The sequence below is a fragment of the Paenibacillus sp. AR247 genome (genome assembly GCF_002968895.1).
GTDB lineage: Bacteria > Bacillota > Bacilli > Paenibacillales > Paenibacillaceae > Paenibacillus_AQ > Paenibacillus_AQ favisporus.
In genome coordinates, this window is record NZ_PCZT01000009.1 from 241,749 (window position 1) to 253,212 (window position 11,464).

10 protein-coding genes and 2 pseudogenes are annotated in these 11,464 nt (G+C 47.0%); 8 read left to right on the forward strand and 4 right to left on the reverse strand.

All coding sequences use genetic code 11. The features are described from left to right. Nucleotides 1-131 precede the first annotated feature (131 nt). The 4 genes from CPT76_RS08980 (at nt 132) to CPT76_RS08995 (ending at nt 3,511) form a co-directional block, all read left to right on the forward strand. Nucleotides 132-884, forward strand: coding sequence for a carboxymuconolactone decarboxylase family protein (locus CPT76_RS08980; protein WP_105442670.1), 753 nt, complete (start codon nt 132-134; stop codon nt 882-884). A gap of 17 nt (nt 885-901) precedes the next feature. Then, nucleotides 902-1,765, forward strand: coding sequence for an aldo/keto reductase (locus CPT76_RS08985; protein WP_105442671.1), 864 nt, complete (start codon nt 902-904; stop codon nt 1,763-1,765). A gap of 49 nt (nt 1,766-1,814) precedes the next feature. Beyond that, nucleotides 1,815-2,222, forward strand: coding sequence for a cupin domain-containing protein (locus CPT76_RS08990; protein ID WP_105442672.1), 408 nt, complete (start codon nt 1,815-1,817; stop codon nt 2,220-2,222). A 407-nt stretch (nt 2,223-2,629) separates the two neighbouring features. Continuing rightward, a complete protein-coding gene (locus CPT76_RS08995; RefSeq protein WP_105442673.1) occupies nt 2,630-3,511 on the forward strand; it encodes a nucleoside hydrolase in 882 nt (293 codons plus the stop codon). A 94-nt stretch (nt 3,512-3,605) separates the two neighbouring features. Here CPT76_RS08995 and CPT76_RS09000 read toward each other — a convergent pair whose 3' ends face one another. Next, on the reverse strand, nt 3,606-4,406 hold the full coding sequence (locus CPT76_RS09000; protein ID WP_105442674.1) for a Cof-type HAD-IIB family hydrolase: 801 nt from the start codon (nt 4,404-4,406) through the stop codon (nt 3,606-3,608). Nucleotides 4,407-4,487: 81 nt separating this feature from the next. Beyond that, nucleotides 4,488-4,820: pseudogene (locus CPT76_RS39250) on the reverse strand (DinB family protein); the annotation flags it as partial. A gap of 440 nt (nt 4,821-5,260) precedes the next feature. Between CPT76_RS39250 and CPT76_RS09010 the strand changes: the two are divergent. From CPT76_RS09010 to CPT76_RS39260, 3 genes and pseudogenes are all read left to right on the forward strand, one after another. After that, the gene (locus tag CPT76_RS09010; RefSeq protein WP_105442675.1) at nt 5,261-6,016 is read left to right on the forward strand and encodes a cyclase family protein; all 756 of its coding nucleotides are present in this window, start codon (nt 5,261-5,263) and stop codon (nt 6,014-6,016) included. Then, nucleotides 6,013-7,080, forward strand: a pseudogene (locus tag CPT76_RS41315) (hypothetical protein). The gene CPT76_RS09010 and the pseudogene CPT76_RS41315 overlap by 4 nt, the downstream one beginning before the upstream one ends. A 52-nt stretch (nt 7,081-7,132) precedes the next feature. Then, nucleotides 7,133-7,756: a hypothetical protein gene (locus tag CPT76_RS39260; protein ID WP_258168228.1), complete on the forward strand. Its 624-nt coding sequence runs from the start codon at nt 7,133-7,135 to the stop codon at nt 7,754-7,756. A gap of 35 nt (nt 7,757-7,791) precedes the next feature. Here CPT76_RS39260 and CPT76_RS09025 read toward each other — a convergent pair whose 3' ends face one another. After that, entirely contained in the window at nt 7,792-8,151 is a 360-nt protein-coding gene (locus tag CPT76_RS09025; protein ID WP_146116189.1) for a DUF6220 domain-containing protein, read from the reverse strand. Between the two features lie 233 nt (nt 8,152-8,384). On the opposite strand from CPT76_RS09025, the gene CPT76_RS09030 reads away from it, so the two are divergent. After that, nucleotides 8,385-9,476 (forward strand): stalk domain-containing protein, encoded by a 1,092-nt coding sequence (locus tag CPT76_RS09030; protein ID WP_105442677.1) that lies wholly within the window; start codon nt 8,385-8,387, stop codon nt 9,474-9,476. Nucleotides 9,477-9,656: 180 nt separating this feature from the next. Here CPT76_RS09030 and CPT76_RS09035 read toward each other — a convergent pair. Then, a partial coding sequence (locus CPT76_RS09035) for a glycoside hydrolase family 127 protein (RefSeq protein ID WP_105442678.1) occupies nt 9,657-11,464 on the reverse strand: 1,808 nt, incomplete at its 5' end.

Sequence of the window (11,464 nt, forward strand, 5' to 3'; positions counted from 1 at the left end):
GGGAAGTCCTTATCTGAACTCGATGATCAGTACGCGAGCCCGTTCAGCCACAGTGAAGGTTGTGCCGCTTACCGTACATTAATCATAATGGCTTGTTTGAATAATTTGTCCCATGGACAGGAGGCTGCATGATGAATCGAATTGAGAAGAGCCATGAAACGTACAAGCAGCTATTCGGCGATGGAGTGCCTGCCGCATATGCCACGGATCCCGATTTTCAGGATATTTTGAGCCGGTTTATTTTCGGGGAAGTCTTTCATCAAGGCAGCCTGGATGACAAAATGAGGGAGCTCATCACCTTAGTGGTGCTAACCACAAACCAAACCTTGCCTCAGCTCAAGGCACATGTCCATGCTGCCTTGAACGTCGGACTTACGCCGATCGAAATCAAGGAAGCCGTGTATCAATGCGCGCCTTACGTCGGTTTTCCCAAAACGCTGAATGCCTTGACGGAGGTCAACGACGTTTTCAAAGCAAGAAACATCAACTTGCCGCTGGAGAGTCAACAACAGGTTGAAGAAGAGACACGGTTTGACAAGGGACTTGCCGTGCAGGTGGACGCTTTCGGTGACATCATTACCAAAAACCGGGAAAATTCCCCGATCAATCAAAAGCATATTCAGGATTACCTTTCCGCCTTTTGCTTTGGCGACTTCTATACCCGAGGAGGCCTGGATTTGAAAACGCGCGAGCTGCTGACGCTCAGCATCATCAGCGCACTCGGGGGTGCCGAAAATCAGGTCAAGGCACATGTACAAGGCAATCTAAATGTCGGCAATGATAAGGAAACGATGATTACCGCCATCACGCATTGTCTTCCTTATATGGGATTCCCTAGAACGTTAAATGCTTTGAGCTGCATCAATGAAATCATTCCGGAATAGTAAGGGAGACAAAACCAATGTTTAACGAAACATTCAAATTATCGAATGGTATTGAAATTCCCAAATTAGGATTGGGTACATGGCTCCTCGACGATGAACAGGCAGCACAGGCCGTGCGAGATGCGGTATCCCTAGGATATCGCCATATTGATACGGCTCAGGCTTATATGAATGAGGCTGGAGTAGGCGAAGCAATCCGTACTTGCGGTGTCGCGAGAGAAGAACTTTTCATTACGACAAAGGTTGCTGCTGAAGCAAAAAGCTATGATGCAGTTACGCAGTCCATTCATGAGTCCTTAGCCAAATTGGGACTGGAATACATTGACCTTCTGATTATTCACAGTCCACAACCCTGGACGGAGTTCCGTGAGAAGAAGCGTTACTTCGAGGAAAACAAAGAAGTATGGAAAGCGATGGAGGATGCTTATAGAACAGGCAAAGTAAAGGCCATCGGTCTGTCTAACTTTCTTCAGGATGATATTGAGAATATACTTGCAGGCTGTGAGATCAAGCCTATGGTCAATCAGATCTTGGCACATGTGAGCAATACGCCATTAGAGCTCATTGAATTCTGCCAAAAGAATGACATCCTGGTGGAGGCCTATTCACCCATTGCACACGGTGCAATCCTTGATAATACTGAGGTTAAGGCAATAGCAGATAAGTATGGGGTATCGGTTGCCCAGCTTTGCCTGCGTTATGATATCCAGCTTGGTCTTGTCGTACTTCCGAAGACGGCAAATCCTGATCACATGAGAAACAATGCAGAGCTTGATTTTGTTATCAGCGATGCAGATATGGAGACATTGAAGAACGCAGAGCAGATTCAAAATTATGGTGAGCATAGCTTCTTTCCGGTATTTGGCGGGAAATTGAAGTAAACAGAGCCAGAGGATACGAAACCTAATAATGTTTAATGGAGGAACCCAAATGGCCAAACATGAAGAGGTAAAAAACGGCGTAATTTTCCCTGTGGGAGAGAAGAACGAAGGATTTGCCAAATATTTTGTCGGACAAAGTTACCTGCAGGCGTTGGTTGCCGATCCCAGCGTTCCTGTTGGCGTTGGCAACGTAACCTTTGAACCGGGATGCCGGAATAACTGGCATATCCATCGTGATGGGTATCAGATTCTATTGGTAACCGGCGGCGAAGGCTGGTACCAGGAAGAAGGAAAGGCCGCCCAGTTCCTGAAAGCCGGTGATGTTGTTGTTACTCATGATGGTGTAAAACACTGGCATGGTGCGGCAAAAGACAGCTGGTTTGAACATATTGCCATCACTGCAGGTAAGCCGGAATGGCTGGAACCCGTTACCGATGAGCATTACGATAAATTGTAATAAATGATGAAGCGGTAACCTAAATCAATGGCTTAACTGTAAGACGACAAGAATCATACACGCTTCATAGCCGCGTAGCTGCGGCTTTTTTTAACGATAAATGTTCTTGTCAAAACCCGAGCGAAGGCCTACAAATACCTGCAGCTCAAATCTAGAAGCTCCAGTTATCGGGGGAACCAATAATAACCTTACTACGATACTGACATTCTTTAAATGAATTCAGGGGTTGTTTGAATGCTATTACCTTGCTGTTTTCCGGATATCCGAAGTGGAATACTTCCCGTAGTAACCATTAATGTACTCTTAGTTCTATGATACTATGAAAAATACTGAATGATGGAGGTGGATTTATGGGGATTTGCAATGTACTCTTGTATACCTAATTCTTAATACAGGAGGATCAATAAATGGAAAAAATATTGCTTGATTCAGATATTGGCGGAGATATTGATGATGCAATTTGTCTGGCCTATTTATTAAAAGAGCCACAATGTAATTTAGTTGGCATTACAACGGTGTGTGGAGAATCGGAGAAGCGGGCGGCAGTTGCAAATGCAATTTGTAAAACCGTCAAGAGGGATATTCCAATTGTAGCTGGATTGGATACAACTTTGCAGCCTGTCCCTGTATATCCGACCCCGGATGGTGCGGCGGCATTAGCAAACTGGGAACACGACATCTATGAAAAGTCGGATGCGCCTGCATTTATGTATGGAATGATCAAAGCTAATCCACATGAAATTGTGTTGCTCGGTATTGGAAACATGACTAATATTGCAACGCTGTTTAACACATATCCAGATGTCCTGTCCCTGTTAAAAGGACTTTATGTGATGAATGGATATTTTGGTCAGGAGGAATTGCCTGAAGCCTACTACAATTGGAACTCATGGGCTGATCCGCTCGCATCCAAAATTGTTTTTGCTTCCAAAGTAGCGATTAACCGGGCAATTACGCTTGAAATCACCGACAGATTGACCATGGAGGCAGCAAAAGCAGAAGAACTTCTTTTTGCGGATTCCGAATTGATGAAAGCGGTATTTGATTTCGGAAATGCGTGGCTTGAAAGTTCGAATAAGTTGACACTGCATGACCCGTTGGCGGCAGTTTGCATATTTCATCCCGATGTTTGTCTATTTGAAAAAGGTTATGTCCAAGTTGAAACCAATGAGGAAACGTTTATGGGAGGTACTTCATTTAGAGCAGCTCAGGATGGAAACGTGGAAATCTCCCGAGAAGTAGATGCGGAACGCTTCTATCAAATCTTGTCTTCTAGATTAAACAGGTGAGCCATCCGGAGATGTGAATAGCCATTGTTTCAATTTACAAACATCGTTAAAACCCTCATCTATCATGTTATGATAGGTGAGGGTTTTAACGTGTTTAGATGATAGAATCCATGCGGCATATTCCGAGTTGGGCCAGAGCGAAAGCTACGCCATTTTCTTCACAGGGCCGTGTCACCATATGCACCCGTTTCTGCACGTAAGCTGGCGCGTTAGCAACAGCTACCGCATAGCCGGCCTCGGCAAACATCGGCATATCATTATCGTGGTTGCCGATGGCAAGCACGTTCTCCGTGGCTATCTGAAGATGCTGTTTGAGGAAACGAAGCGCTTCCCCTTTGTTTGCCTGCGCGTTGGTGATTTCGATGTTGTGGTTATCGCTCGGATGGATCTGCAGAGGGAGGCCCTGAAGATCCTGTGTAATGGCAGCAAGCTTGGCGTCATCATCCTGCACGAAGATTTTATAATAGGTTTTGTTCAAGGGAATCGGACCAACGAAGACAGGCAGGTCCGGATAATCCCGGCGAATGGAATCGACCAGATGGGATTCCTCCGCCGCGAACATAGCATCACGTGTGTAGATGCGGTAGAGCGCCCGGTGCTTTTCTATCGTATGTATGATTTGGGGAAGATGTTCCGCTCGAATCGGAAAAGAGATCAGTTCTTGTTGCAACCGGATGTCGTACACGTTGGCGCCGTTGCTGGCGAACAAGTAGGCCGCGCCTTGAAAACGTTCCGCGAAGGGAAGCGCGGCGGCGAACATTTTTCCCGTAATAATGGCCACGATACTCCCTTGGCGTATAGCATCATTCACGGCATCGCGGTTCGCGTCGCTGAGATACAGCCGGCGGTCGATCGTGGTGCCGTCCAGATCCAGCGCGATCAGTTTGAATTTCATGGTTCCTCCTTGTGTGCAGCAAGCTGTCCAATCGATTATTGGTACCTATATTTGAATAACTGTAAAGCTAATAAAGCTTTTTTAAAAGCTGTGTTTCCCTGTCCAAGCTCCTTGCATTTTACTAAGGAATACAATTTGCCCAATATGATATGCGTCGTGCATTGCTAAACTCTTTAGTTCGAGCACCAATGATCTTTCTCCGGGGATCGGTCTATACAAATCATCTTCTTCTGATTTTGCTAGTATTTTTTCAAGTTCGCGATGAACGTAAACGTATTCTTGTTTTGTTTCCTTCCAATTTTGAAGCGTTTCAGCTGGTAATCGAAATGTAGATTTATTATCTTCGGCCTGTGGTTCATTGTCTGTCTCACCAAGAAATCGCATCAGAAGTCTCTTTTCATAGAAAAGTAAATGACAAACTAATTCCTAAATGGAATTCATTGAATCAACGGGTTTCCAAATTGCCTGTTCAAACGTAACATCCTCTAGCACTTTTTCAAGTGGTGGAAACTAGTCTTCTTGATCTAAGCAGCTTGCCCATTGCTGCAGCAAAAGCGTTTTTACATCCATTTTTATATCCCTCCCATAAATTTTTTGGACAAAATTCATTTGCGAAGTGTTGCAGGTGGTTATGAAATGAGCCTTTTAACGGAACAATGAACGGTCCATTATCTGGAAAACTCTGATACCATTAGACTATCATAAGTTGTGTTTACCAAGAAATAACAACTATCTGGAGTCATTTTGGTTATCATAAAATAGGGGTGGCACAGAACGCGACGTTGGCCTATCGGCTTTAGGTACAATTTAGTATAATGTGGATGATTCGAGATGAGAGGGGAGAGAAAATCATCATGAAGCTTATTGACTTGAGCGTGCCGATTAGCCCGCGTATCCGCGAGCCGCTGCCGGCGAAGATCGAATATGCGACCCATGAAGATGGTGCGCGGCAAGCGGCCGAGATACTTGGACTGAAGCAGGAGGATTTTCCAGAGAGCAAGGCGTGGGCAACGGAAATGGTGACGCTGAATACGCATTCGGGTACCCATATCGACGCGCCATGGCATTATTGGCCGGTCTCGGAAGGGAAGCAAGCAAGGACGATTGACGAAATGCCGCTTGAATGGTTTTATTCCGACGGTGTAGTGCTCGATTTCAGCGCGAAGCCGCCAGGATATGAGATAACGACAGACGACCTGATCGCCGAGCTGAAACGGATCGAGTATACCCTGAAACCTTTTGATATCGTTCTCATTCGGAGCGATGCGGACAAACGGCTGTATCACGAGCATTATGCATTTCTTCATGCCGGGGTATCGGCTGAAGCTACGCTGTGGCTTCTGGACCAAGAAATCAAGGTAGTCGGCACTGACGGTTGGGGCTGGGATATTCCGCTCAACCTACAGGCTGAAGCGTATAAAAAGCAGCCGCGGGAAGGCGTGCTGTGGGCAGCGCATTACGTAGGCAAAGATAAGGAATATTGCCAAATTGAGAAGCTGGCTAACTTGGACAAAATACCGAAACCGTATGGCTTCAAAGTATGCTGCTTTCCGATTAAGGTCGAAAAGGCAAGCGGCGGCTGGGCCCGGCCGGTCGCAATCGTGGAATGAGAGAAGATGGCCGCTATCCCATCGACCTGACAGGTCTTCGCAGCCACACGCTTGTGATTCGACCCGGGGTGGGGAGCCTATCCATTGGCCCGTCGTACTTGGGGAAAAAGGCGGATCTTCACGTCGAGCCCGACGCTCATATCAGTTGGACCGTATTCGATGCCTTTGCTACGCCAGCCGGCTCACCAGACACGGTGGCGGATGCCAGCCAGTCCATTTTGCATGGCTTGCACATCAAGTTGGGTCCGTCCGAGGGGTTCTGAACCTAAAACTTCCGATAACGCCTTGCCGCTTGAATGTGTCCGGAAATCTATCACGCCTCTTGACCACTGGAAAACATGCCGTCTTCTCTGACACTAGCGCCGCTCACAAGTAGACGCAAGAATGATCCCCCCTTCTTAATGCCTGACCTAGGTAAGCTGCACCAGGTGACGAGCCTGGCGTTACAGAATACGCCGATGGGACAGCCGGTCTCGCTGGAGTGTCTGAACCGCTTTCCGAACCTAAATTCACTGAGTTTATGGGGCAATTTCTGCGATATAGACGTGTTGGCCCGTCAGGCCCGGTTAACGAATCTGGAGCTGCGTTTCATGCCGGATCTGGAAGATTTGCCCCCGTTAGACACGTGGCCGTTGCTTGATAGATTTATCGCATACAACGTAGAAGAGGTTACGGGTAAACGTCTGAAGCAGCAAATGAAAGCCCGCACGAAAACCCGGCCGTGGAGCGGCCATGCTTCAGTGAGCCAATTGCGAAAGCCCGAGTGGTGGTCGATCGAGTTCGGGCGCCCATTCTCGTCCTGGCCTAAACGTCTGGCCAAGGTAGCTAACGAAGCTTACAACGTTGCACAGGCAAGCTTATCGCAGGCCCGCAGCTTTGCTGATGCCGAGGCAGCCATTACCGCCTTCACCGTGCGCTTCAATACCCTCAAAGGTATAGAAACGACTGAGAGAGAGGACCTCGGCGAAGCAGTATGGCAGCTCAGCCAGTCCGATCACCTGATTGGCCAGCCTATCACGGAAGAAATGGCTCAACGCTGGTTCGATGCAGCGCGCAATTACTGAAGCATCAACTCAAGATTTTCTGTGCAAAGTTTATAAAAGGAGTGATGGCGCCATGTCTTTAAATCAACAGCATTGTCATGAATCGATTAGGTACTTAGCGACTTCCTCCTTTCGCGAAAATGATCCGAAGTTTATCGGCGCAATAAATGAAGTAGACTATGAGTTGTTAACAGCAAATGAAGCAGAATTCATCGAGCTGCTGTATTTTAAATTGAAAAATATCGCCCTTCGCAATAGAATTCTGTATGGTTTAATCCGGTGCAAGGAATTGGAGCTGAAGAATTTTTTTCAGAAAGCCTATAAGAAGGAACGATATTTGGACATGAGACTGCTCGCCATCCACGGATTAGCGCATTATGCCACAGAAGATGAGATCGACAAGGTCATCGATCATTTCCTTAAGATTTTGATGAAGAGACCGGAGACTACACCCTATAACTACCAGGAATATGAGTTTTTAAGATCCGCCTTCGGGCTGCCTCTCCTCATTAAAAAATACGGGTATCCCTGTTTTGAAAAAGCACTTCAACAAGTCGAGAAACAGTATGATGCTATGCCGGAAGCATTTAAGGGGCATTTTACTTTTGATGCAAATGGAAAGGCAGTCCAGTTGAGAAGTCCCCACGAAACGAAACAAATGATTGAACGTTTTTTTTCGGCACAGAGCGGTCACTAATCAGCTTATCCTTGGTGTCGTGAAGTGGCTTCAAATTATTTTCGCTTCATTAAAAATGGATAAGAACTTCGAACCAAGGCAAGAGAGACCCCAAACAAGGCGAGCGCCAGAACGGGATGCAGCGCGCCTGCAATATGGAGAGCCGTAATATATTGAAGACTGATCAGGACGAACAGACCAAGACTCCCCCAGATCATTGTCCGGTTGAGTTTGGCGATGATGCCGAGGATGAACAGGATGAGCGAGATCGATCCAAACATGGGAACGAACAACCGATGATATTTCCAAAGTTCCGAATCCCCGAACAAAGCCATTCCGGCCAGAAATACTTGCACAATGATACAGATCAAAAATACGAACGCAAGGATGGAATACGCCAATCTGCAATATTTCACTCGGGAAGGCTCCTTTTTTATCGCATCAACGTTCAATGTTCCAGCTCCTTTCAAATCGTGCATCTTATTCTCCAGCTCCCTTAACGTTTTGCACATATGACGATGTAAGGGTCTGATTTGTGACATCCGAAACGAATGAATAACTTTTGCTGCAACCTATTTGAAGCCGATTCCGTCTGATGGATTGTTAACAGGTAGACGTCATCCATCTCAGGATCGGAAGGAGCTTTTTTATGAACAAGAAACGAACTAAACTAACGGTATTATTCACTTTGGCAGGGGTACTCGGCACAACGGCCGCAGTCGAAGCTGACGCTTTAGTTGAAAAGGTTACAGGTTACCTTCAAAAAGATACAAAGGTTCTTATTAATGGACAAGACAGCATGCTTACGCCTGTTTCTATTGATGGTAAACTGTATATTCCAGTCCGTGATGCTGCGGCCAAGCTTGGATATACATTAAATTACGATGAAGCGAGTAAAGAAATTGAGCTCGGCGAAGCGGTTGACCTGATGCGTGCTTCCGGTGTAATCGTAAACGTACAGGCGAATGAAGACGGGAAGTATCGGATCGAGCTGCTCGGCAGCACATGGGTTATATTAACTGTAGACAAATCGACGGTTATTAAAAGCCTGGACGGCAAAATGCTAACCCCAGCCGATTTGAAAGCCGGTACACAAATCGATGCAGAATTCGGACCAGCTATGGCGACAAGCTTTCCGGGCCAAGCGCAGGCCGTGAGTGTTAAAGTTCATGCAGATCGCGTCGTCAAAGAAGATACCATCAAAGCCGTGAAACATACGGATGACGGCTGGCAGGTTCAATTAGGCGACAACTTGGTATTAAACGCGGGTAAGGAAACGCGTGTCATGACATCTCAAGGGGAGTCCTTGAATTGGGAGGACCTGAAGGCCGGTACGAAAGTAACAGCGTACTACGGCCCACTCATGATGCAAAGCCTTCCTCCACAAAGCCCGCTTTTCCTCCTAGTGGTACAGGCTCAAGCACCTGTTGCAGGCGGACTGAAAATGTCGCCAGAGACAGCGCAGGAATACCGCAACTTGGCATGGGCGCAGGTGAGTGCGCAAGTTTCCCATATTACGACAAAGCAAGACGAGGCACCTGTTCAAATTGTCTCCTCTAAAGAGATTGGTGTATTAGCTACTACGTCCGAGCAGAAGAAATTGCTTGAAGATGTCCAGGCTGCGAACGGAAGCGTGGTGACGGTGACTTACAACACGGACCAAGACGAGCTGCTTGGGCCGCTGACCGCCGTGTTCGATTTCAACACAAAAGCTTTTATCGGATTCAACGCTAGAAGATAAATGATTTCTAAGCTGCCATGATATTCAAGCGCCTTGAATTTCATGGCTTTTTTATTTGCCCGAGGAAGTTGTTAAATGAGATGATCTTTTTCATATGTTGCTGATATGTATGAAAAGCCTCCCGACAGGAAGGCTTTTCAGGTCATTCGGTGTTAAGCATTAGCAGGTAAATTAAGCATGTCACAGCTTCACAGACCGTAACATGCCATAGATGCCGTTTAAATTCTGGATCGGGGAGAACTTTACCTCAACCGCTGCTTTGCCTGCGGTCATTTCGGCAGGGATTTCAAACATTTTGTCATAAAAAGCCCGTTTTCTTTCCAACGGAATCGATTCGGTAGCAAGCATTTTTCCGTCCACCCAAATCTCGATGCTCCCGGCTCTGGACCCATAGCTGAAAGTAACAGAGAGACCGTTCTTGGCTTCCGGGTCTACCTTTAATTCATAGCTGAACCAACCGCCTGGTTCCGCTCTTCTCCCATTCAGGCCTTCCCAAGTTCCGGCATGGGTCCATTCGCCTTTGACTTGATGCTGCAGCTCATATTGGTCGTTTCCAATCTGGATACCGTCGATCGTGGCTTCCCTGATCAGCTGTTCTTGCTGTGATTTCTCCAAGTGTTCGTGCAGGCTGTTCGAATCAGCTTCAACGAACCTCCAATAGATGCCGTATCTCTCGCTATGCTGCTTGAAGTGTGGGGTAAAGACCAATCGATTGTCTGCATCCGTATTTCGGAGCACAAAGGAAAGCTCGCCGTCTTTTTGGATGAAATGCCGGTCGAAGCCTGCAAACCATTCCTGAACGCTCATGCCTTGCGGGATGACGAAATCTTTTATGAGCATTCGCCGGGTAGGGATACTGACGTTAACCCCTGTTTTCGATTCAACCCAATCATCTTGGCCCAATCCGGCACTGAGAACGACCGGACCATAACGAAATCCCACCACATTTGGTGCATCAGGCAAACTGGAGTAACCGGCTTTCATCGGGATGCGGATATGTAACGAGTCGCCATCTTTCCATAACCGATCAATGATTGCATAACCATCCCTGACTTCAGGTTGAATGTTCGCACCGTTCAGGGATATGGTTGGTTCGCCTGCGGTCCAATAAGGGATGCGAATACGAACGGATAAACGCCGCTCCTTCTTGCAGGTATCGGTCAGCTCAAAAGACAATTGAACCGTATCGCTGAATGGAAGGTCAGAGCTTTGTGTGATTTTCACCTGCTGCTCCGCCCAATCCAGTGTACTGCTTATAAATTGATTGACATACAACCGGTCACCCGAGTGAAAATAAAGGCTGTCGTTCAATTTGGTGAAGCTCTCCATGCCGGTCCCGGTGCAGCACCAGAAATGCTCGAACGGGGAGCTGTACACCTTGAAATAACCAGTCGCCATCGGCTGAAAATACATCGTCATACCTGTGTCCGGGTTTTGGGAGGAAAGGATAGCGTTGATATATGTTGTCTCGTAAAAATCAGCGTATTTCACATCCTGGGTGAGCTTGAATAATTCCCGCGTCAGCTTCAACATATTGTAGCTATTGCAGGTTTCGCAAGTGATATCGGAACGTCTAGCATCGAGCAGATCAGGCTCTCCGAAATGCTCGGATTCGCTGTTGCCACCTGTTATGTAGCTGTGGTGGTATACGACCATGTCCCAGAATTTTTCGGCAGCCTCTCGATAAAAAACTTCGCTTTCTCCCAGTGTTAAATATCGGTTCAGGGCTCCTATAAATTTGGGGATCATTGTATTGGCGTGCTTGCCCTTCAATATATCTTTGCCTTCCCAAATGGCCTCGAACAGGCTGATTTCGTCAAATTGATGGGCGGCTTCCGCATGGCGGGGGTTTCCGGTTAATTGATACAAGTTGTACAGGCAATCGTTCATCCCACCGTATTCCACAGCCAGCACAGTTGATTGCAATTCTTTGGACCACCGGGAAGTCCGATCCGCTACCCAATCGCCCAATTTATTGACTAGGTCAT

Excerpts from the sequence above, each read along its gene's own strand:
- CPT76_RS09030 (WP_105442677.1), top strand. The coding sequence starts at position 8,385 with ATGAACAAGAAACGAACTAAACTAACGGTATTATTCACTTTGGCAGGG.
- CPT76_RS08985 (WP_105442671.1), top strand. The coding sequence starts at position 902 with ATGTTTAACGAAACATTCAAATTATCGAATGGTATTGAAATTCCCAAA.
- CPT76_RS09010 (WP_105442675.1), top strand. The coding sequence starts at position 5,261 with ATGAAGCTTATTGACTTGAGCGTGCCGATTAGCCCGCGTATCCGCGAG.
- CPT76_RS09000 (WP_105442674.1), bottom strand. The coding sequence starts at position 4,406 with ATGAAATTCAAACTGATCGCGCTGGATCTGGACGGCACCACGATCGAC.
- CPT76_RS08990 (WP_105442672.1), top strand. The coding sequence starts at position 1,815 with ATGGCCAAACATGAAGAGGTAAAAAACGGCGTAATTTTCCCTGTGGGA.
- CPT76_RS08995 (WP_105442673.1), top strand. The coding sequence starts at position 2,630 with ATGGAAAAAATATTGCTTGATTCAGATATTGGCGGAGATATTGATGAT.
- CPT76_RS39260 (WP_258168228.1), top strand. The coding sequence starts at position 7,133 with ATGTCTTTAAATCAACAGCATTGTCATGAATCGATTAGGTACTTAGCG.
- CPT76_RS08980 (WP_105442670.1), top strand. The coding sequence starts at position 132 with ATGAATCGAATTGAGAAGAGCCATGAAACGTACAAGCAGCTATTCGGC.